The sequence below is a fragment of the Streptomyces sp. NPDC001401 genome, from assembly GCF_042895385.1.
Classification (GTDB): domain Bacteria; phylum Actinomycetota; class Actinomycetes; order Streptomycetales; family Streptomycetaceae; genus Streptomyces.
This window is the reverse complement of sequence record NZ_JBIAWI010000010.1, coordinates 186,428-208,507: the sequence shown is the minus strand read 5'-3', so window position 1 is coordinate 208,507 and position 22,080 is coordinate 186,428. Positions and strand designations below refer to the sequence as shown.

17 protein-coding genes are annotated in these 22,080 nt (G+C 71.9%); 2 read left to right on the top strand and 15 right to left on the bottom strand.

Annotation, left to right across the window (positions count from 1 at the left end; translation table 11 throughout):
* Window positions 1-88: 88 nt before the first annotated feature.
* The 8 genes from tmk to bldG form a co-directional block, all read right to left on the bottom strand.
* On the bottom strand, window positions 89-3,280 hold the full coding sequence (gene tmk, locus ACFY10_RS30590; protein WP_390668425.1) for a dTMP kinase: 3,192 nt from the start codon (window positions 3,278-3,280) through the stop codon (window positions 89-91).
* A 124-nt stretch (window positions 3,281-3,404) separates the two neighbouring features.
* Entirely contained in the window at window positions 3,405-6,242 is a 2,838-nt protein-coding gene (gene topA, locus ACFY10_RS30585; RefSeq protein ID WP_390668424.1) for a type I DNA topoisomerase, read from the bottom strand.
* A 247-nt stretch (window positions 6,243-6,489) separates the two neighbouring features.
* The gene (locus ACFY10_RS30580) at window positions 6,490-6,687 is read right to left on the bottom strand and encodes a hypothetical protein (RefSeq protein ID WP_390668423.1); all 198 of its coding nucleotides are present in this window, start codon (window positions 6,685-6,687) and stop codon (window positions 6,490-6,492) included.
* Between the two features lie 369 nt (window positions 6,688-7,056).
* Window positions 7,057-8,592, bottom strand: coding sequence for a methyltransferase (locus ACFY10_RS30575; RefSeq protein ID WP_390668422.1), 1,536 nt, complete (start codon window positions 8,590-8,592; stop codon window positions 7,057-7,059).
* 43 nt (window positions 8,593-8,635) lie between these two features.
* Window positions 8,636-9,226 carry a small secreted protein gene (locus ACFY10_RS30570; RefSeq protein ID WP_390668421.1) on the bottom strand — a complete coding sequence of 197 codons (591 nt, stop codon included), beginning with the start codon at window positions 9,224-9,226 and terminating at the stop codon, window positions 8,636-8,638.
* 193 nt (window positions 9,227-9,419) lie between these two features.
* Window positions 9,420-11,828 (bottom strand): sodium-translocating pyrophosphatase, encoded by a 2,409-nt coding sequence (locus ACFY10_RS30565; protein ID WP_390668420.1) that lies wholly within the window; start codon window positions 11,826-11,828, stop codon window positions 9,420-9,422.
* A 298-nt stretch (window positions 11,829-12,126) separates the two neighbouring features.
* Window positions 12,127-12,558, bottom strand: coding sequence for an ATP-binding protein (locus ACFY10_RS30560; RefSeq protein ID WP_390668419.1), 432 nt, complete (start codon window positions 12,556-12,558; stop codon window positions 12,127-12,129).
* Window positions 12,559-12,677: 119 nt separating this feature from the next.
* Window positions 12,678-13,019, bottom strand: coding sequence for an anti-sigma factor antagonist BldG (bldG, locus tag ACFY10_RS30555; RefSeq protein ID WP_003975386.1), 342 nt, complete (start codon window positions 13,017-13,019; stop codon window positions 12,678-12,680).
* A gap of 161 nt (window positions 13,020-13,180) precedes the next feature.
* Between bldG and ACFY10_RS30550 the strand changes: the two genes are divergently transcribed.
* Complete coding sequence (locus ACFY10_RS30550; RefSeq protein WP_390668418.1) at window positions 13,181-15,619, top strand: DEAD/DEAH box helicase; 2,439 nt, start codon at window positions 13,181-13,183, stop codon at window positions 15,617-15,619.
* Here ACFY10_RS30550 and ACFY10_RS30545 read toward each other — a convergent pair.
* The 7 genes from ACFY10_RS30545 to ssd form a co-directional block, all read right to left on the bottom strand.
* A complete protein-coding gene (locus tag ACFY10_RS30545) occupies window positions 15,519-15,959 on the bottom strand; it encodes an Rv3654c family TadE-like protein (protein ID WP_390668417.1) in 441 nt (146 codons plus the stop codon). The genes ACFY10_RS30550 and ACFY10_RS30545 overlap by 101 nt on opposite strands.
* Entirely contained in the window at window positions 15,956-16,321 is a 366-nt protein-coding gene (locus ACFY10_RS30540) for a TadE family type IV pilus minor pilin (protein WP_390668416.1), read from the bottom strand. The genes ACFY10_RS30545 and ACFY10_RS30540 overlap by 4 nt, the downstream gene beginning before the upstream one ends.
* A complete protein-coding gene (locus ACFY10_RS30535; RefSeq protein ID WP_390668415.1) occupies window positions 16,308-16,517 on the bottom strand; it encodes a DUF4244 domain-containing protein in 210 nt (69 codons plus the stop codon). Before ACFY10_RS30535 ends, ACFY10_RS30540 begins: the two co-directional genes overlap by 14 nt.
* Window positions 16,518-16,616: 99 nt before the next feature.
* Entirely contained in the window at window positions 16,617-17,405 is a 789-nt protein-coding gene (locus tag ACFY10_RS30530; protein ID WP_390668414.1) for a type II secretion system F family protein, read from the bottom strand.
* A complete protein-coding gene (locus tag ACFY10_RS30525; RefSeq protein WP_390668413.1) occupies window positions 17,402-18,262 on the bottom strand; it encodes a type II secretion system F family protein in 861 nt (286 codons plus the stop codon). The genes ACFY10_RS30530 and ACFY10_RS30525 overlap by 4 nt, the downstream gene beginning before the upstream one ends.
* Complete coding sequence (locus ACFY10_RS30520; protein ID WP_390668656.1) at window positions 18,255-19,424, bottom strand: TadA family conjugal transfer-associated ATPase; 1,170 nt, start codon at window positions 19,422-19,424, stop codon at window positions 18,255-18,257. Before ACFY10_RS30520 ends, ACFY10_RS30525 begins: the two co-directional genes overlap by 8 nt.
* A 104-nt stretch (window positions 19,425-19,528) precedes the next feature.
* Window positions 19,529-20,656 (bottom strand): septum site-determining protein Ssd, encoded by a 1,128-nt coding sequence (ssd, locus tag ACFY10_RS30515; RefSeq protein WP_390668412.1) that lies wholly within the window; start codon window positions 20,654-20,656, stop codon window positions 19,529-19,531.
* 557 nt (window positions 20,657-21,213) lie between these two features.
* On the opposite strand from ssd, the gene ACFY10_RS30510 reads away from it, so the two are divergent.
* Window positions 21,214-22,059 (top strand): HAD family hydrolase, encoded by an 846-nt coding sequence (locus tag ACFY10_RS30510; RefSeq protein WP_390668411.1) that lies wholly within the window; start codon window positions 21,214-21,216, stop codon window positions 22,057-22,059.
* The last annotated feature ends 21 nt before the right edge of the window (window positions 22,060-22,080 follow it).

The window sequence follows — 22,080 nt, the reverse complement described above, 5'->3', positions numbered from 1 at the left end:
ATGCCGCCGGCTGCCGCGCCCGGGCGCCGACGCCGGACGAGCCCGACCCAGGCCCCGGCGACCGCAGCGGGCAACGGGCCGACCGGCCTCAGCCCCGCCGCCCCCGACCGCGCCGCCCCCGGTCCGCGCCGTCGTCGTACCCGTCGTCACGCGGACCGAGCAGTTCGTCCGCCAGCGTCGGCAGGTCGTCCAACGGCGTCTCCTCGGCCCAGTCCGAGCGCGCCCGCCGCCGCGGCTCGCCCTCGGCGTCGACCTGAGGCATCTCCCGCGTACGGTCCTCGGCGCCCTCCGGCCGCGCGCCCGCGCGCTCGTCCCGGAAGAGCCCCGGCGGCACCCGATGCGCAGGATCCTCGCCCCGCACGGGAGGCAGCAGCGCGGTCTCGTCCTCGGCGCCGGAGGGCACCGGAGGCAGCACAGCCGTCTCGTCGGCCGCTCCCGGCACGACCGGCGGCAGCACAGCCGTCTCCTCCGCCGCCCCAGCGGGAGCCGGCGGCTGCGGCAGCTTCGCCGTCACCTCGGACTCGGACTCACGGGCCGGACGGTCACCGGTCTGCGCGGCGTCCTGCTTCTGCTCGCGCACCGGCCGCAGCACGGCCGTGTCCTCCACCGGCCCGCCCGACGCGTTCGTCGGCGTCACCGCGGGTGCCGCCGGCCGCCTGGGGCCCGCCTCCGCGGCGGCCGCGGCCTGCTCGGCGAGCCGCCTGGCCTCCTCGGCCCGCAGCAGCGCCTCCTCGGCCTTGCGCTGCTTCTCCAGGCGCCGCGCCTCGGCCTCGGCGTGCAGCCGGGCCTCCTCCTCGGCCTGCTTGCGCCGCCGGTCCTCCTCGGCCTTGCGGCGGGCCTCCTCCTCGGCGCGCGCCTTCTCCTCCGCGAGGAGCCGTGCCTGCTCCTCCTCGGCGCGGCGGCGGGCCTCCTCGGCGCGCTGCCGGGCCTCCTCCGCCTGCCGTTCGGCCTCGCGGCGCTGCGCCTCCTCCAGCTCGCGCCGCTTGCGCTCCTCCTCCTCGGCGCGCAGCCGCTCGAGCTGTTCCTGGCGCTCGCGCTCCAGCCGCTCCTCCTCGGCCTTGCGCGCGGCCTCCTCCTCGGCCTTGCGGCGGGCCTCCTCCTCGGCCTTCTTCCGCGCCTCTTCCTGGGCCTTCACCTCGGCCTCGGACAGCGGCAGCATCTGGTCGAGCCGGTGCCGTACGACGGTGGTGACGGCCTCGGGCTCCTGGCCAGCGTCCACCACGAGGTACCGCCCGGGGTCGGCCGCGGCCAGCGTGAGGAAACCGGACCGCACGCGCGCGTGGAACTCGGCCGGCTCCGACTCCAGCCGGTCCGGCGCCTCGGTGAACCGCTCGCGGGCGATGTCCGGCGAGACGTCGAGGAGCACGGTCAGATGCGGTACGAGTCCGTTGGTCGCCCAGCGGTTGATGCGGGCGATCTCGGTCGGGGACAGGTCGCGGCCCGCCCCCTGGTAGGCCACCGAGGAGTCGATGTAGCGGTCGGAGACGACCACCGCGCCCCGCTCCAGAGCGGGCCTGACCACGGTGTCCACGTGTTCCGCGCGGTCCGCCGCGTACAGCAGCGCCTCCGCCCGGTGGGACAGCCCCGCGCTCGACACGTCCAGCAGGATCGACCGCAGCCGCTTGCCCACCGGCGTGGCCCCCGGCTCGCGCGTCAGCACGACCTCGTGGCCCTTGCCGCGGATCCACTCGGCGAGCGCCTCGGCCTGCGTGGACTTGCCGGCCCCGTCGCCGCCCTCCAGGGCGATGAAGAAACCGGAGGCCGTGGGCGTCTGCACCGGGTCGTCGCCGCCCAGCAGCGCGTCCCGCAGGTCGTGCCGCAGCGGCACACCCGAGCGGTCGTCGACCTTGGCCAGGACCAGCGCGGCCACCGGCAGCAGCAGCGCGCCGACCAGCATCAGCGTGAACGCGGCGCCGCCGTGCGCGAACACGAACTTGCCGTTCTCAAGCCGATGCGGCCCGATCCCCGCCGCCACCACGGGCGCGATCACGGCGCCGAGCGCCACACACACGCGTACGACCGCGTGCAGGTGCTCCGTCGTGCGCGTCCGCCGGTAGTCCTCGGCCTCCTGGTCGAGCAGGGTGTGTCCGGTGTTGGCGGCCACACCCGCGCCGATACCGGCCAGCGCGACGATCAGCATGACCGTGGTGACGTCCGGGACGAGCCCGGCGGCCAGCAGCGCGACGCCGGTGAAGGCGATCGCCAGCGCGAGCAGCCGGCGCCGCGACAGGGTCGGCAGCACAGAAGGCGCCGTACGGATGCCGACGACGACACCGCCCGTCAGCGCGAGCACCAGCAGCCCGTACGTCACCGGGCCGCCGCCCAGGTCCTTGGCGTGCAGCACGCAGACGGCGACGGCCGCGGAGATCGCACCCGCGACGGCGGCGGCCGAGAGCACCAGCAGCGGGATGGCGCCCGTGCGGCCCTTGTCCACGCCCGTGCCCGTCTTGGGGCGGCGCAGCCCCTCGAGCGGCGACCGCGCGCGCGGGGTGCGCGTGTCGGGCAGCTCCAGGAAGGTCACCACGGACAGGGACGCGGCGAACAGCCCGGCGGCCACATACGAGGCGAGGGCCGCCTGGTGCTGGTCGAACCAGTCGAGCCCGGCGCCGAGCAGGTTGTTGAGCAGCCCCGCGACGACGAGCGCGGCAGCCGCCAGGGGAATCGCCACGAAACTCGTACGCAGCGACAGGCGGCGCAGAGCGTCCATGTGGTCCGGCAGCGGTCGTACCGTCGCGCCCTCCGGGGGCGGGGCCGGCAGCAGGGCGGGCGCCGCGCTCTCGCGGCACACCGTCCAGAAGCGCTCGGCGACTCCGGTGACGAAGGCCGTGACCAGCAGGGCGGCCAGCGCGCTGTCGGGCGTCCAGTCGATCCACAGCGGCGCGACGATGAGCGCGGCGACCCGGACACCGTCGGCGCCGACCATGGTCCAGCGGCGGTCGAGCGGGCCCTCCTGCGAGGTCAGCGAGGTCAGCGGCCCGAGGAGGACGGCCCCGAAGAGCAGCGTCGCCAGGATGCGCACTCCGAAAACGGTCGCCACTGCGAACGCCACGCCCCGGTACCCACCGCCGAACGAGCCCTCGCTGATCGCCGCCTGGAGTGCGAGGAGCACCAGCACCAGGAGGGCCAGGGTGTCCCCGACTCCGCCCACGAGCTGTGCGCTCCACAGCCGCCGCAGCTGCGGTCGGCGCAGCAGGGCGCGGACGGCGCGCTCGCGGGAGTCCGCAACAAGGGCGTCGTCGGGGGCCGGCTGGTGGGCCGTTGGCTGCTCGGCTCGCGTCATGCTTTCAGCCTATCGGGACCGACTGACAGCCCGCGGCGCGCGTCCGAACGTGCGCACGCCCCGACACCAAAGCGATATCGGGGCGTTCGTTTTGCGAAGCGTCCGTGGAGGAAGACGCCTCGGCTCAGTCGTCCGACGCCGTCTTCGAAGCCGTCGCCTTCTTCGCGGCGGTCTTCTTGGCGGCGGTCGTCTTGGCCGCGGTCGTTTTCTTCGCGGCCGTCGTCTTCTTCGCAGCCGTCTTCTTGGCGGCCGTGGCCTTCTTGGCCGGTGCCTTCTTCGCGGGCGCCTTCTTCGCCGTCTTCTTGGCGGGCGCCTTCGCCCGCTTCTCGGCGAGCAGTTCGAAGCCGCGCTCCGGGGTGATCGTCTCGACGCTGTCGCCGGAGCGCAGTGTCGCGTTGGTCTCCCCGTCGGTGACGTACGGCCCGAAGCGGCCGTCCTTGACGACGACCGGCTTCTCGCTGACCGGGTCGGTGCCCAGCTCCTTCAGCGGCGGCTTGGCGGCCGCACGCCCCCGCTGCTTGGGCTGGGAGTAGATCTCCAGCGCCTCTTCGAGCGTGATCGTGAAGAGCTGGTCCTCGGTCTGCAGCGAACGCGAGTCCGTGCCCTTCTTCAGGTACGGCCCGTAGCGCCCGTTCTGCGCGGTGATCTCCTGGCCCTCGGCATCGGCGCCGACGACGCGCGGCAGCGACATCAGCCGGAGCGCGTCCTCGAGCGTCACCGTGTCCAGCGACATCGACTTGAACAGCGAGGCCGTGCGCGGCTTGACGGCGTTCTTGCCGGTCTTCGGGGTGCCCTCGGGGAGCACCTCGGTGACGTACGGGCCGTAGCGGCCGTCCCGGGCGATGATCTGGTGGCCCGTCTGCGGGTCGGCACCGAGCTCGAAGTCGCCGCTCGGCTTGGCGAGCAGCTCCTCGGCGAGCTCCACGCTCAGCTCGTCCGGGGCCAGGTCCTCGGGCACGTCCGCCCGCTGGTGGCCCTCGGCGTCCTTCTCTCCGCGCTCGATGTACGGGCCGTAGCGCCCGACCCTGAGCACGATGCCGCTGCCCACCGGGAACGACGACACCTCGCGCGCGTCGATCGCTCCCAGGTCGGTCACCAGCTCCTTGAGGCCGCCGAGGTGGTCCCCGTCGCCGTTGCCGGCGTCGGCCGCGGTGCCGTTGGTGGCGCCCTCGCCGAAGTAGAACCGCTTCAGCCACGGCACGGCCTGCGCCTCACCGCGCGCGATGCGGTCGAGGTCGTCCTCCATCTTGGCGGTGAAGTCGTAGTCGACGAGCCGCCCGAAGTGCTTCTCCAGGAGGTTGACCACGGCGAAGGACAGGAAGGACGGGACGAGTGCCGTGCCCTTCTTGAACACATATCCGCGGTCGAGGATCGTGCCGATGATCGACGCGTACGTCGACGGGCGGCCGATCTCGCGCTCTTCGAGCTCCTTGACCAGGCTGGCCTCGGTGTAGCGGGCCGGGGGCTTGGTGGCGTGCCCGTCGACCGTGATCTCCTCGGCGCTGAGCCGGTCGCCCTCGGCGACCTGCGGCAGCCGGCGCTCGCGGTCGTCCAGCTCGGCGTTCGGGTCGTCGGCACCCTCGACGTAGGCCTTCAGGAAGCCGTGGAAGGTGATCGTCTTGCCGGACGCGCTGAACTCGACGTCCCGCCCGTCGGCGGCCAGGCCACCGATCTTCACCGTGACGGAGTTACCGGTCGCGTCCTTCATCTGGGAGGCGACGGTCCGCTTCCAGATCAGCTCGTAGAGCCGGAACTGGTCGCCGGTCAGGCCGGTCTCGGCAGGGGTGCGGAAACGATCACCCGAGGGGCGGATCGCCTCGTGCGCCTCCTGCGCGTTCTTGACCTTTCCGGCGTACGTCCGCGGGCTCGACGGCAGGTAGTCGGCGCCGTACAGCTGCGTGACCTGGGCGCGGGCGGCGGCCACGGCGGTGTCGCTGAGCGTCGTGGAGTCCGTACGCATGTAGGTGATGTAGCCGTTCTCGTACAGCTTCTGCGCGACCTGCATGGTGGCCTTCGCGCCGAAGCCGAGCTTGCGGCTCGCCTCCTGCTGCAGCGTCGTCGTACGGAACGGGGCGTACGGCGAGCGGCGGTACGGCTTGGACTCGACCGACCGCACCGAGAACTGCGTGTCCTCCAGGGCGGCGGCGAGGGCGCGGGCGTTCGCCTCGTCGAGGTGGAGGGTGTTCGCGCTCTTGAGTTGTCCCAGGGAGTCGAAGTCGCGGCCCTGCGCGACTCGCCTGCCGTCGACGGTCTGCAGGCGGGCGACCAGCGACGACGGGTCCGACGAATCTCCCGCGCGGCCGGTCGCGAAGGTGCCCGTCAGGTCCCAGTACTCAGCAGAACGAAACGCGATGCGCTCGCGTTCCCGCTCCACGACGAGTCGCGTGGCGACCGACTGGACACGGCCGGCGGACAGCCGGGGCATGACCTTCTTCCACAGGACCGGCGAGACCTCGTAGCCGTAGAGGCGGTCGAGGATGCGGCGGGTCTCCTGGGCGTCGACCATGCGCTTGTTGAGGTCGCGCGGGTTGGCGACGGCGTCGCGGATCGCGTCCTTGGTGATCTCGTGGAACACCATGCGCTTGACCGGGACCTTGGGCTTCAGCACCTCCAGGAGGTGCCACGCGATGGCCTCGCCCTCGCGGTCCTCATCGGTGGCGAGGAAGAGCTCGTCGGAGTCGGCGAGCAGGTCCTTGAGCTTCTTGACCTGGGCCCTCTTGTCAGCGTTGACCACATAGATGGGCTGGAAGTCGTGTTCGACGTCCACACCGAGGCGGCGGACCTCGCCGGTGTACTTCTCCGGCACCTCCGCGGCGCCGTTGGGAAGGTCGCGGATGTGCCCGACGCTCGCCTCGACGATGTAGCCGGGGCCGAGGTAGCCCTTGATCGTCTTCGCCTTGGCAGGCGACTCGACGATGACGAGTCGGCGGCCGCCGTGTGCGGTCTCGCTGGTCGGGGACAACTTCGCTCTTCTCTCCGGTCGACGCTGGGGCCTCCCCGGGGTTCTTGGTCCCGAGGGCGGGTCATGGTGACGCTGCGGAGTGTGACGGTACATCCCGCCCCCGTGTCAAACGGGAAAAGCCCGCAACGGCCACTCGAACGGTAACCCGACTACCGCCATTCCTGCCGCCCGGAGTACCCACCGGCCTTTTCGAGCCTGTCCGGAGGATCACCTCTCAATTGCCGGAGCCGCAGCTCCGGGGCCGCTTTCAGACCCGGGTGAAGCACCAGGTTCCGACGGCCAGCGCGATCACCGAGGCAAGACTCGCGAGAGTCGCCGATGCGACGGGGTTCACACCGTGGGCAACGGGCTCACCGTGCCGTACCCGGGTCACGGTCCATGCCAGCAGCGCCCCTCCGAACAGGGCGAACACCACTCCCGCGAAGATCGCCGGTCCGCTCTCCATGGTTTGCCGTGCCCCTTTTCTCCCGTTCGCGAGTGCCCAGCCCAGGGAGACTGACACGCGCGGACGGCGCACAGGCGAACCCGGGGTGAACGGGAAGCCGACGGACCTCTCGACTCACCCGGGCTCTCGCCCGACTCTCACCGGCGGCCCCAGCCGTCCCGTCCGCCACACAGCAGCACACGATGCGCTCGGGCCCCGGCACCCAGGTCGACTCGAATTAGTTGCTGCACAGCTTGTGCCGGCACAGCTTGTTCGAGTTGTCGACGACCTTCTCGCAGCCCATTTTTTCGGGGGCACGAACGGCCCCAATGACCGACCCGCAAATCCGTGCCCGCGTCCCGAAAACGGCCCACTTCGCCGCCCCCGCCCCTACGCCGGTTCAAGGAACCCCTGCTCCACCAGCAGCCTGATCTGCGCCGGTGTGCGGTCGCGCAGCAACACCGGATCCTCGCCGACCAGTTGGGCGATCGCGTCCAGGATGCGGCCCGCGCTCAGCGAGCCGTCGCACACGCCCGCGAAGCCCGCGCCGACCGTGTCCACCTTGGTGGCCCGGCGCATCCCGCGGTGCTGGCGCAGCACGACGTGCTCCGGGTCCTCGGCGCCGGGCAGCCCGACCTGCTCCTGCACGACCTCGGCGACGAGCTTGAAGTGCCCTGCGAGCAGCGCCGCGTCGTCGTGCGCCCGCAGATAGTCGAGGCGGTCGAAGTGCGCCCGTACCGTGTCGCCCAGCGGCTGCTCGACCGCGTGCGGCCACTCCTCCACGGTGATGGAGGGCACGGCGGCCGTCGTCTTCCGCAGGGTGATCCAGCCGAAGCCGACGGCCTTCACCTTGCGCGCCTCGAACTCGTCCAGCCACGCGTCGTACCGCGCCTGGTACTCGGCCGGGTCCCCACGGTGGTCCCCGGCGTCCCTGAGCCACAACTCGGCGTACTGCGTGACGTCCTGGACCTCACGCTGCACGATCCACGCGTCGCACCCGCGCGGCACCCACGACCTGAGCCTGTCCTGCCAGTCCTCCCCCTCCACGTGCTGCCAGTTGGCGAGGAACTGCGCGAACCCGCCCTCGTTCAGCCGCTCCCCCGCCTGCTGAACGAGCGTGCGGCACAGATCGTCCCCGCCCATCCCGCCGTCCCGGTACGTCAGCCGCGCGCCCGGCGAGATCACGAAGGGCGGGTTCGACACGATCAGGTCGTACTTCTCGTCGTCGCGCACCGGCTCGAACAGCGAGCCTTCCCGGAGATCGGCCGCCGGGGCGCCGGACAGCGCCAGCGTCAGCGCGGTGATGTGCAACGCGCGCGGGTTGAGATCGGTCGCCGTCACGCGCGTGGCGTGCTGCGCGGCGTGCAGCGCCTGGATGCCGGAGCCGGTGCCGAGGTCGAGGGCGGCGGAGACGGGCGTACGGACGGTGACGCCCGCGAGGGTCGTGGACGCACCGCCGACGCCCAGGACGACGCCCTCCTCACGGCTGCCGATACCACCGGCGCCGCCGACCGCACACCCCAGGTCCGACACGATGAACCAGTCCTCGCCGCCGGGCCCGCCGTACGGCCGTACATCCACGGTCGCGGCCACGTTGTCCTCGGAGGCTCCGCCGACCCGCACCAGCCAGCCGCTCTCCAGGCACGCCTCGACCGGCAGGACGTCAGCCACGCGCGCGTGCAGCACCGGCTGCTGCAGCAGGAACAGCCGTACGAGCACCTCCAGCGGAGTGTCCCCACGGGTCGCCCGGAGGGCGGGCACGGTCTCGCTGCGCGCCAGCGCCGCGTACGCGGGGGCGCCGAGCAGCTCGAGCAGCCCGTCGGCGGTGAAGGACGCCCCCAGGAGGGCGTCCCGCAGGCGTGCGGCGACGTCGGAAGGGCCGGAAGCAGGGGCAGCGGGCAGGGCGGGCAGACCGGAGATACTCACGCCCCCATTGTGGCGGGGACGAGGGGTCGGCTGCAGCTCCGGCTCAGCTCGCCGTCGCCGCAGGGGACGCGGACGCGCTCTTGCAGCTGGCCTGCTTGGCCATCGCCTTGCCGACGTCGCCCGCCTCGAGGGTCTTGAGGGCGTCGTTGCCACTCGTGCTCAGCTTGTCCAGCGAGGTCGCGATGCCCTTGAGGCCGTCGGCGAACTTGGCCTGGTCCTTGATGTCGAGCGCGTCGACCTTCGACTTCAGAGCGGTGTACGACGCGGCGATGCCGTCGAGCTCCTTGACCGCGTCCGTCTGCTTCTTCGCACCGTTGTCGACATCGGGCGCCCCGGCCTTCTGGACCGCGTCGCCGATCGCCTTGTAGGCATCCGACATGTCCTGGAAGGCCTGCGCGTCGGTCTTCCGGACCTGTTCCGGTGTGCTGTTGTCCGAGGTCTCCTTCTGGATCGCGGCATTGGCGGCCTCGATCTTCTTGGCCTGCGGCTGCACCGCGTCGCAGACCTGCTTGGCCCAGGCGTCCAGCTTGTCGTTGCCGTTGTCGCTGGTGCATCCCGACAGCGCCAGTACCAGTACCGCACCGCCGGACAGTGCGGCCGCGAGCTTCTTGTTCACCGGATTGGTCCCTTCCATGGCTCTCGGCCCCGGAACATACACGCCGGGCGGGCGTCGGCCGCATGCCGAACGACGACTATGACACCTTTTGTCACTACTTGCACCAGGCGAGAGAAGGCTCACGGTGAGGGTGTGAACGCACGGGACGGGCGGGCGACGCGTCAACACGCGCCTCCCGCCCGTCCCTTGAAGCCGGGCCTCGTAAGACCGCCTACGAAACCACCGCAGGATCGGCCGACTTGGCCACTCGCTCCTTCTTGTCGTCCTCGTCGCCCACGGCGATCCCGCGCCGCTTGGAGACGTAGACCGCCCCGACGATGACAACCAGGGCGACGACCGCGATCGCGATCCGTACCCCGAGGTTCTTGTCCTCGCCGTAGCTGAACTTGATGACCGCGGGCGCGATGAGCAGCGACACCAGGTTCATCACCTTCAGCAGCGGGTTGATCGCGGGACCCGCGGTGTCCTTGAAGGGGTCGCCGACCGTGTCGCCGATCACCGTGGCGGCATGGGCCTCGCTGCCCTTTCCGCCGTGGTGGCCGTCCTCGACGAGCTTCTTGGCGTTGTCCCAGGCGCCACCGGAGTTGGCGAGGAACACCGCCATGAGCGTGCCCGTGCCGATCGCGCCGGCCAGGTACGCGCCGAGCGCGCCGACACCGAGCGTGAACCCGATGAAGATTGGCGCCATCACCGCGAGCAGACCGGGCGTCGTGAGCTCCCGCAGAGCGTCCTTGGTGCAGATGTCGACGACGCGCCCGTACTCGGGCTTCTCGGTGTAGTCCATGATCCCGGGGTGCTCGCGGAACTGCCGCCGCACCTCGTAGACCACGGAACCCGCCGACCGCGACACCGCATTGATCGCCAGCCCCGAGAAGAGGAAGACGACCGCCGCGCCCGCGATGAGACCGACGAGGTTGTTGGGCTGCGAGATGTCCATCATCAGACTCATCGGCGCACCCGCTCCGAAGAGCTTCTCGCCGACGTCCTGCGCGCCGGTCGTGATCGCGTCACGGTACGACCCGAAGAGCGCCGACGCCGCCAGGACGGCGGTGGCGATGGCGATGCCCTTGGTGATGGCCTTGGTGGTGTTGCCGACCGCGTCCAGGTTGGTGAGCACCTGGGCGCCGGCGCCTGTGACGTCGCCGGACATCTCGGCGATGCCCTGCGCGTTGTCGGAGACCGGACCGAAGGTGTCCATCGCGACGATCACTCCGACGGTGGTGAGCAGGCCGGTACCGGCCAGCGCCACCGCGAACAGCGCGAGCATGATCGACGTGCCGCCGAGCAGGAAGGCCCCGTAGACGCCGAGGCCGATCAGCAGGGCGGTGTAGACGGCCGATTCCAGACCCACCGAGATACCGGCGAGGACGACGGTGGCCGGGCCGGTCAGCGAGGTCTTGCCGATGTCCATGACAGGACGGCGGTTGGTCTCGGTGAAGTAGCCGGTCAGCTGCTGGATCACAGCGGCCAGCACGATGCCGATCGCCACCGCGACGACCGCGAGGATCCGCGGGTCGCCGTCCTTGGCCCTGATGGCGGCATCGGTGACGCCGTCGAGGTCCGAGTACTTGGACGGGAGATAGATGAAGACGGCCGCCGCCACCAGCACGAGCGAGATCGCCGCGGAGATGAAGAAGCCCCGGTTGATCGCGGTCATGCCACTGCGGTCGGCCCGGCGCGGGGCGACCGCGAAGATGCCGATCATGGCGGTGACGACACCGATCGCGGGCACGATCAGCGGGAAGGCCAGTCCGGAGTCGCCGAAGGCCACCTTGCCGAGGATCAGCGCGGCGACCAGGGTCACGGCGTACGACTCGAAGAGGTCGGCCGCCATGCCCGCACAGTCGCCGACGTTGTCGCCCACGTTGTCGGCGATGGTCGCGGCATTGCGCGGGTCGTCCTCCGGAATGCCCTGCTCGACCTTGCCGACCAGGTCGGCGCCGACGTCGGCGGCCTTGGTGAAGATGCCGCCGCCGACACGCATGAACATGGCGATCAGGGCGGCCCCGAGGCCGAAGCCTTCGAGCACTTTCGGCGCGTCGGCCGCGTACACCAGCACCACGCAGGAGGCGCCCAGCAGACCGAGCCCCACTGTGAACATGCCGACGACGCCGCCCGTACGGAAAGCGATCTTCATGGCTTTGTGCGAGACGGCGGTGAGATCCTTTTCCGGCTCACCCTCCGCCGGGGTCGCTTCCCGGGCCGCCGCGGCGACACGGACATTGCTGCGCACGGCGAGCCACATACCGATATAGCCGGTGGCTGCCGAGAACGCCGCGCCGATCAGAAAGAAGATCGATCGTCCGGCGCGCTGATTCCAGTCGTCCGCGGGCAGCAGCATGAGCAGGAAGAACACGACCACGGCGAATACGCCGAGCGTGCGCAGCTGCCGGGCCAGATAGGCGTTCGCACCTTCCTGGACCGCTCCTGCGATCTCCTTCATGCTGTCGGTGCCCTCGCCCGCCGCGAGCACCTGGCGCACCAGGATGCCTGCGACCACGAGCGCGGCCAGCGCGACGACCCCAATGAGCGTCACGATGATCCGGTTGTCGTCCGTCAGTACTGCGGCTGCGAGGGTTGTGGGGTGGTCAAACTGATGAGGGGTAGAAAGCCCCGCCATTCGTCCTCCTTGACGCTTGGGCTGAGCTCAAGATGTGGACGGATTCTAGGTACCCGGCACCTGATCAAAACAGAGCACGGTAAACGGAATTGGCCTTCACATGCTCTTCAGCAAATGATCGACGTCACGCCACAGAACCCGAAAGAGGTAATGCCTCAAAGGCATTGACGCCTGCATTGACGCTTGATCAAATTATCGGGTGATTGATCGTGAATTCATTCACGAATTCCGGGGAGCGGCCGGAAAAACACCAAGGGCCCTGCTCAGCAGGGCCCTTGGACGTCGTACGAGGGTGAGGTCAGGGGAGCACCGCGGCGGGCGGTGTGGTCGGCCAGGTCATGCGGATCAGCCCGCCGTGCGCGCCGGCGGTCACCTCCACGTCGTCGACGAGGCCGCTGATGACCGCGAGGCCCATCTCGTCCTCCTCGGTCTCCACGTCCTCACCCGCCGAGCCCGGCGCCCCGTCTCCCGGGGACGAACGCGGTGCCTCGTCGCCGACCTCGATGGAGAACTGTTTCTCCTCCTCGACCAGCTGCACCTTCACCGGCGCCGTGATCCCGGCGCTCTGATGCAGTCCGACGGCACGGCTGCAGGCCTCGCCGACGGCGAGTCTGACCTCGTCGAGGACGGCCTCGTCCACTCCGGCCCTGCGCGCCACCGCTGCCGCCACCAGTCGGGCGGTCCTGACGTGCTCGGGCAGCGCGCTGAAGCGGAGTTCAACGGTGGCCATGCATCCCCCTCGGAACTTCGGGCGTGCTGTCGGGGGACCGGGCTGCCGAAAGCCCGGACCCCCTTGATGGAACTTCTTCCGTCCCGGGAGCGGTCCTTTCCCGCTCCGTGGGGCGGTGATCAGTCGGTGGCCGCCACCGCTTCCTCGACCGAGGTGTGGATCGGGAACACCTTGGTGAGGCCGGTAATGCGGAAGATCTTCAGAATGCGCTCCTGGTTGCAGACCAGGCGCAGCGAGCCCTCATGGGCACGCACCCGCTTCAGGCCGCCGACCAGCACGCCGAGCCCGGTGGAGTCGAGGAAGTCGACGCCCTCCATGTCTACGACGAGGTGGAAACTCCCGTCGTTCACCAGCTCGACCAGCTGCTCGCGCAGCTTGGGCGCGGTATATACGTCGATTTCTCCACCGACCTCGACGACCGTACGATCGCCGACGGTACGGGTCGACAGGGACAGGTCCACGGATCCTCCAGCACCTTGCTACTCGAGCGGTCGCCCCTCGGGACACCTCGGCAGAGCCCCCGGAACGGTTCGCCAGCCGCGATGGCATTCAATCACTTACGGCAGACGTGCACGACGCCTTGGTCCCATTGTCCGCCACGCCAGTGACACACTCGGTGCCGATGGCCAAGAATCACCGATCCGATCGATCCCCGACGGACCCCGTGTCCCGGCTCGCACCGGGCACGATCCTGGGCCGGCTCGCCTCCGGGCCGAGCCGGGCTTCGCGCATCACTCATACGGAGCACTTGCCCCCGCGCGAGGGCCGCCATGCCGTCTGGCCTGACCGGATTCGCTCGGAAGTCATCGCCGCGGTGCAGGCAGCCGGCATCGAACACCCCTGGGCCCACCAGGCACGGGCCGCCGAGCACGCGCTGGACGGCGACTCGGTGGTCGTCGCCACGGGCACGGCGTCCGGCAAGTCCCTGGCGTACCTCGTCCCGGTGTTCTCGACGCTCCTGGACGGCTCCGAGGCCCCGAACGGCCGCGGCGCCACCGCCCTCTACCTGGCCCCCACGAAGGCTCTTGCGGCAGATCAGTGCCGTTCCGTGAAGGAACTTTCACAACCTCTGGGAAATGCCGTACGCCCCGCGGTGTACGACGGAGACACTCCGTTCGAGGAACGCGAATGGGTCCGCCAGTACGCCAACTACGTCCTGACCAACCCGGACATGCTGCACCGGGGCATACTCCCGTCCCACCCCCGCTGGTCCTCCTTCCTGAAGTCGCTGAAGTACGTCGTCATCGACGAGTGCCACACCTACCGCGGTGTCTTCGGCTCGCACGTCGCCCAGGTGCTGCGCCGTCTGCGCCGCCTCTGCGCCCGTTACGGCGCCTCTCCGGTCTTCCTCCTGGCCTCCGCGACCGCCGCCGAGCCCTCGGTCGCCGCCCGCCGCCTGACCGGCCTCCCGGTGGTCGAGGTGGCCGACGACGCCTCACCGCGCGGTGAACTGGTGTTCGCCCTCTGGGAGCCCCCACTCACGGAGCTGCAGGGCGAGAAGGGCGCCCCCGTCCGCCGTACCGCCACCGCCGAGACGGCCGACCTGCTGACCGACCTCGCCGTGCAGGGCGTCCGCTCGGTCGCCTTCGTGCGCTCCCGGCGCGGCGCCGAGCTGATCTCGGTGATCGCCCAGGAACGCCTCGCCGAGGTCGACCGCTCCCTGGCCCGGCGTGTCGCGGCGTACCGCGGCGGCTATCTCCCCGAGGAGCGCCGCGCCCTCGAACAGGCCCTGCACTCCGGTGAACTCCTCGGCCTCGCCGCGACCACCGCGCTCGAACTCGGCATCGACGTCTCCGGGTTGGACGCCGTGGTGATCGCGGGCTATCCGGGCACGCGCGCGTCCCTGTGGCAGCAGGCGGGCCGCGCGGGCCGCTCCGGACAAGGCGCCCTGGCAGTCCTGGTCGCCCGCGACGACCCCCTGGACACCTTCCTGGTCCACCACCCCGAAGCCCTGTTCGACCAGCCCGTGGAGTCCACGGTCCTCGACCCCGACAATCCGTACGTCCTGGCCCCGCACCTGTGCGCGGCTGCCGCGGAACTGCCGTTGACCGACGAGGACTTCGAGCTCTTCGGTCCCGCCTGCGAGGAACTGCTGCCGCAGCTGGAGGCCGCGAAGCTGCTCCGCCGCCGGACGAAGGCCTGGCACTGGACGCGCCGGGAGCGGGCCGCCGACCTGACCGACATCCGCGGCGAGGGCGGCCGGCCGGTCCAGGTCGTCGAGTCCGGCACGGGCCGCCTGCTCGGCACGGTCGACGCGGGCGCCGCCCACACGACCGTCCACGAGGGCGCGGTCCACCTCCACCAGGGCCGCACCTACCTCGTACGCTCTCTGGACCTGGAGGACTCGGTCGCCCTCGTCGAGGAGGCCAGCCCGTCGTATTCGACGGTCGCCCGCGACACGACATCCATCACCGTCCTGGATACGGACACCGAGATCCCCTGGGGCGACGGGCGCCTGTGCTACGGCTCCGTCGAGGTCACCAACCAAGTGGTCTCCTTCCTGCGTCGTCGGCTCATCACCGGTGAAGTGCTCGGCGAGACAAAACTCGACCTGCCCCCTCGTACGCTGCGCACGCGCGCGGTGTGGTGGACCGTCACCGAGGACCAGCTGGACGAGGCCCGGATCAACCCGGAGATCCTCGGCGGCGCCCTGCACGCCGCCGAGCACGCGTCGATCGGCATGCTGCCCCTCTTCGCGACCTGCGACCGCTGGGACATCGGCGGGGTCTCCGTCCCGCTGCACCCCGACACCCTCCTCCCGACGGTCTTCGTCTACGACGGCCACCCGGGCGGTGCGGGATTCGCCGAGCGCGCCTTCCACACCGCCCGCGCCTGGCTCACCGCCACCCGCCAGGCCATCGCCTCCTGCGAGTGCGAGGCCGGCTGCCCGTCCTGCATCCAGTCCCCCAAGTGCGGCAACGGCAACGATCCGCTGCACAAGAGGGGGGCGGTGCGGCTGCTCACGGTGCTGTTGCGGGGTGCGCCGGAGGAGAAGGCCGGGGAAGAGCCGGTGGCGGGGGCGCCTGCGGCACCGGCCCCGCAGGCCCCGCCCGCGCCCTGACCTCCGTCGCGAACGGCCCCCGTCCCGACGCCGCCGTCACGTCCGAGATCTCGCCGACGATCACGCACCGCACGAGCCGAGTGCCCTGTGCCCGGGCCACCCGGCCGGCCCGGGTACAGGCCGCCGCGGTGCCGTCCGCCCAGTGGTCCGCCGCCGCGAGAGCCGCGAGGTCCGCACCGCCGGCCGCACGGTGCCGGACCACGACGGCCTGCCCCAGGGCGAGCACGGCACCGAACACCACGCACAGCACGGCGATCGCACCGACGCTCCAGACGGTGGCGGAACCACGGTCCCCGCCCCGGGCGACGGCCCACCGGCGCCCGAAGAAGCCGCCGGTCACGGCCCCACCCCCACGGTCTCCTCCGCCGCGGCCACGGCCTCCTCCCGTACGTCGAAGGGCAGACCGCGCAGCACCGGCGGCCTGGCCACCACGGCCACACGGACCTGGTCCCCCTCCCGGTCGACCGTTACCTTCGCGCCGCGCGGGGCCGCCGCACGGGCCACCTGGACGACCTTGTCGCCCGGGTCCTGCCGGGCCGCCGCACGCGCCCCGGTCCGCGCCGCGTCCACGCACTGGATCTGTGCGGCCACGACCAGCAGCCCCCACACCAGCGCCATCGCGAACATCACCAGCACGGGCAGCACCATGGCCGACTCCGCCGTCACGAACCCCCTGTCGCCGCCCTGCTCACATCTGCGCATCGAGTGCCCGCTTCACGATGCCCTGCAGCTCCTCGCTGACCTGCCCGCTGGTCACCACCTTGTAGAGGACGACGGCGAACGCCACCGCCGCCACGATCCCCATCGCGTACTCCGAAGTGACCATCCCCGCGTCCCTCCGCGCCGCACGCGCCCTGCACACCAGGGCACGCAGCCGCGCCCGTACCGCCTTGCACATCTCAACCCCCGTAAGGATCAGTCCTGTTGACCACGTGCCGTTCGACACCGGCTACTCACTGCTCGGCCACCCCTCAGGTGCCGTCCTCGCCCGCTCCCGTCATCCACCACCCCCTCCCAGCACCCCACCCGCGAGCCCGATCACCACGGGCAGCACGCCGACCGTGATGAACGCGGGCAGGAAACACAGACCCACCGGTGCGGTGACCATGACGGCCGCCCGCCGGGCCCGTGCCGTCGCGGTGCGGGACCGGTCGGCGCGGACGTCCGCCGCGAGCCGTGCGACCGGTGTGGCGGCGGGGAGTCCGGACACGTCGGCCCGTTCCAGCAGCCGGGCCAGGGCTCCGGCGCCCGGCAGCGCGGCCAGCCGCCGCCAGGCCTCGGCCGGTTCGCCGCCGAGCCGCACCTCTGCCGCACCCCGCGCCAGCGCGTCCCCGACGGGGCCGCCCAGGGCCTCGCCCACGGCCTGCGCCGCGACCACGGGCCCGGCACCGGCAGCGATGCACGCGGCCACCAGATCGGCCGAGAGCGGGAGTTGACGGGCCGCCTCGGCCGGGTCGTAAGCCTCCGCACCGCTCCCGGCCGCCTGCCGTCCACGCCACCGCCACAGCCCGCCCGCGACGGCCAGCCCCAGCACGACACCGACGAGGCCGCCGACCAGCACCCACCCGGCGCACACCACCCCCACCGCGGGCAGCCACCGCCGCGCGGCCTCCCGTACCTCGAAGCGCGGCCTGGCCTGCATCGCCTCGCCGTCGGCCACCAGCTCGGCCAGCCGCCTCCGCACTCTCCGCGCACGCCGTACGGCCCCGAGCCGGCGCAGCAGCCACCCGAGGACGAGCAACATCCCCACGGCCGCCCCCAGCCTGTGGACAACTTCCGTGCTCACGCCGCCTCCGCTCCCCGCACGATCCGCATCGCCCACCACATCCCGAGGCCTTCCAGCAGACCGCCGACCAGCAGGCAGCCCAGCCCGGCTCCGGTGTGCAGCAGCACATGCAGGGGGTCGGCCCCGAGGGCGGTCCCCAGGGCGAGGCCCAGAGCGGGCAGCCCCGCGAGCATCACCGCCGTGGACTTCGCTCCCGCCAACTGGGCGCGCAGATCCGCGCGTTGGTCCCGCTCCGCCCGCAACGCCCCTTCGAGCCGGTCGAGTCCGGCTGCGAGGCCGGCGCCCTGGTCCACGGCCACCCGCCAGCACGCCGCGAGGCCCAGCAGCCCCTCCGCGCCCGGTTGCCGTGCCGCCATCGCGAGCGCGCCCGGTACGTCGCCGCCGAACCGCGCCGCCGCCAGCACCGCGGCCTGCGCGCCCCCGAGCCCGCCGGAGTCCCGCGCGGCACCCGGCAGCGCCTGTCCCGGCTGCCGCCCGGCCCGCACCTCCCCGGCCAGGGCCGCGCACAGAGCGATCACCGCGTCCCCGCGGCGCTCCCGGGCCCGCCGGGCCTCCCCGGCCAGCCGTACCCGCCGCAGCAACGGCACCCCGGCCGCCCCCGCGACGACCGGCAGCACCGACGCACCCAGCAGTGCCAGCACCACCCCGACGGCCGGCGCCCACCACTCGGGCCGCAGCCGCCCGCGGATCCGCCGCAGTCCCCCCGTCACCTCCCGCCAGGCCGGAGGTCCGGTGCCCACCACCCCGCCGCCCGCGAGCAACAGCTGCGCCCGTCGCGCTCCGGAGTGCCATCCGCCCATCAGCAGGGCCGCCGCACCGACACACAGCACGGCCGCCCCCATCGCCGTCTCACCCATGACGTCCCCCTTCGAAGGACTCGCTGTCGAGCAGCCCCCTCAGCCGCTCCCAACCCGGCTCGTGCACGAACGCCTCCGCGCCCCACCGCAGCGCCGGCACCGTCCGCACCAGCCCCGACGGGTCCCGCTCCAGTACGTGCACCTCGGCAATCCGCCGCCGCCCGGCCCGGTCCCGCACGAGATGCAGGACCACCGCCAGCGCCGCCGCCAACTGGCTGTGCAGGGCGGCCCGGTCGAGCCCGGCCGCCGTACCGAGCGCCTCCAGACGGGCCGGTACGTCGGTGGCGGCATTGGCGTGCACGGTGCCGCAGCCGCCCTCGTGGCCGGTGTTCAACGCGGCCAGCAGATGCACCACTTCGGGCCCGCGCACCTCGCCCACGACCAGCCGGTCCGGCCGCATCCGCAGCGCCTGCCGCACCAGGTCCTGGAGCGAGACGAGGCCCGCTCCCTCCTGGTTGGCGGGTCTGGTCTCCAGCCGTACGACGTGCGGATGGTCCGGCCGCAGCTCCGCCGAGTCCTCGGCGAGCACGATCCGCTCACCGCGCCCGACCAGCCCCAGCAACGCGCTCAGCAACGTCGTCTTGCCACAGCCGGTCGCGCCACTGACAACGAACGACAGCCGCGCCTCGATCAGCGCCCGCAGCACGCGGTCCCCGCCCGGCGGCACCGTGCCCGCCGCGACCAGCTCGTCGAGCGTGAACGCCCGCGACCGTACGACCCGCAGCGACAGACACGTACAACCCACGGCCACCGGCGGCAGCACCGCATGCAGCCGCGTCCCGTCGGGCAGCCGGGCATCGACCCATGGCCGCGCGTCGTCGAGCCGCCGCCCGGCCACCGCGGCCAGGCGCTGCGCGAGACGTCGTACGGCGGCCGTGTCCGGGAAGGAGACCGAGGTCAGCTCCAGTCCGCCGCCCCGGTCCACCCAGACCCGGTCCGGGGCCGATACCAGCACGTCGGTCACCGACGGATCGGCGAGCAGCGGTTCCAGCGGCCCGCTGCCGACCAGTTCGGACCGCAACTGCTCGGCCGCACCGAGGACTTCGGCGTCCCCCAGGACCCGCCCCTGCTCCCGCAAGGCCTGCGCCACGCGCGCGGGTGTCGGCTCGGCCCCGCTCTCGACCAGCCACTGCCGTACGCCGTCCAGCAGCCCTGAGGGCATGTCCGAAGCAACGGCCGCCGATGCCGAGCCGTCGCCCGGCCGCCACACCGCCCTGGATGCTCCCCGCACCGAGCCGCCCGCCCCTTCGCCTGCCGAATACGTGCTCACGCGCTCCTCGCCTCCGTCAGCGCCCGCTCCCAGAACTCCTTGCAGAAGCGCGCCAGGGGCCCGCGGCCGTCGGCGGCGGGCGGCGTCCTGCCCTCCCCCGGGCGCAGCAGCCCCGACTCCACGGGCAGTTCACCGGCCAGGGGCAGTCCGAGCAGCCGGGCCACCTCCCGGTCGTCGAGTCCGGGCGCGTACGGCCCTCGTACCGCGACCCGCAGGTCGCGCAGGACCATGCCGACGGCGGACGCCACCCGCCCGGCCGCAGCGACGGCGCGCAGCTCGCCGGGGGCGACCAGGAGGCCGAGATCGAGCTGGGCGAGGGCCTCGGCGACCCCGTCGTCGATGCGGCGCGGCAGGTCGACGACCACGGTGCCGCCCCGCCGTCTGGCCGCGGCGAGCACCGCCCGTACGGCCTGGGCCGGGACGGCGATGCGGTCGCCGCGGTCCCAGCTGAGCACCCGCAGAGAGTGGAGCTGCGGCAGCGACTCCTCCAGGGCGCCGCCGCCGACCCGCCCACGGGAGGCGGCGAAGGCGGGCCAGCGCAGCCCCTCGGCGCTCTCGCCGCCGAGCAGTACGTCGAGTCCACCGCCCAGTGGATCGGCGTCCACGAGCAGGGTGCGCAGCCCCTCGCGTGCGGAGGTGACGGCAAGGGCGCACGCGAGCGTGGACGCTCCGGACCCGCCGCGGCCCCCGATGACGCCCACCGTGAGGGCGGGCCGGCCCACGCCCTCGGCCACATCGGCGATGCGGTCGACCAGCCACTGCTCCCCGTCGGGCAGCATCAGGACGTGGTCGGCGCCGATCTCGACGGCCCGGCGCCAGACCCCGGAGTCGTCCTGGTCGCGGCCGACCAGCACCACTCCTCGTCTGCGTGCGGCCCCGCGCACCCGCCGCGCGGCGTCGTCGCCGACCAGGACGAGCGGTGCGGCCTCCCAGCCGCCCGCGCGCTCCGGCACCGAGTGGTGGACCTCGGGTGTCGCTCCTGCCGCGGCGCACAGGCGCAGCAGGTCGTCGAGGAGTTCGACGTCCTCCGTGACGATCAGTGGTCCGGCCTGCCGCCCCGAGGCGGCGGGCGGCGGTTCGTGTGTGACGGCTCCGGCCACGGTCTTGGTCCCCCTTCGCTGCATCTCTCGCGCAGCCCCTGCGGCCCCGCGATTCCCAAACGTGTGAAGAACCGGCAACCGGTCTCCATATGAACGGCCGATACGAACCGGCCAAACCCGCCCGACAAACCGGAACCGGCTCTGAACTCGGCGCGAGCGGGACGCGTTTGAATCACGGTGCAGCGATCCCGGAAATCGTGTGGATCTTGGTCGATAACTGTGGACAAGTCGGCTGTTGTGAATAACGCCGTCACCCATACCGGTGACCCCTGTGCCAACCCGTGCGCGACTTCCACAGAGCAGCCTGACGGCTACGCACAGTGACGGATCACGGGCATGCGGAAGACGCGGCTGCAGCCGCCTCATGACGGCCGTACGGCCGCGCCAGGAAGAGGAAGAAGAGGGAAAACCCGTCCGGACATGCGACGACCCCCACCGGGGGGGAGAGTGGGGGTCGTCTCCACGGCCGACTCGGGGGGGGAGGAGCCGGACCGGGTTAGCACGGTCGCGAACGATCCGTGACTTCCATGGTGTACCCGAGACCCTTCTCAGGCAAACCCACGCGCCCCACCTTACGCCGAATGGGCTGCGCCTATGCTCGGGGCGTGGAAAACCACTCCTTGCCCCGCACAGCGGCCTTCTTTGACCTGGACAAGACGGTCATTGCGAAGTCGAGCACGCTCACGTTCAGCAAGTCGTTCTACCAAGGCGGACTGATCAACCGCAGGGCCGCCTTGCGTACCGCATATGCCCAGTTCGTCTTCCTCGTCGGCGGCATGGACCACGACCAGATGGAGCGGACGCGCGAGTACCTGTCCGCGCTCGTCCGCGGCTGGAACGTCCAGCAGGTCAAGGAGATCGTCGCCGAGACCCTGCACGACCTGATCGACCCGATCATCTACGACGAAGCCGCCTCCCTCATCGAGGAGCACCACACCGCCGGCCGCGACGTCGTCATCGTGTCGACGTCGGGTGCCGAGGTGGTGGAGCCGATCGGCGAACTCCTCGGCGCCGACCGGGTGGTGGCGACCCGCATGGTCGTGGGCGAGGACGGCTGCTTCACCGGCGAGGTGGAGTACTACGCGTACGGCCCGACGAAGGCCGAGGCGATCAAGGAGCTGGCCCGGTCCGAGGGGTACGACCTCGAGCGCTGCTACGCCTACAGCGACTCGGTCACCGACCTGCCGATGCTGCAGGAAGTGGGCCATCCGCACGCCGTGAACCCGGACCGGACGCTGCGGCGCGAGGCGCTCGCGCGTGGGTGGCCGATTCTCGATTTCCATCGGCCGGTCCGGCTCAAGCAGCGGATCCCGACATTCTCCGTACCGCCCCGTCCGGCCCTCGTCGCGGTCGCGGCAATAGGCGCCGCGGCGGCCACAGCGGGCCTCGTCTGGTACGCCAGCCGCCGCCGGGCGGCGATCGTCTGACCTGCCGATTCGCCGACACCA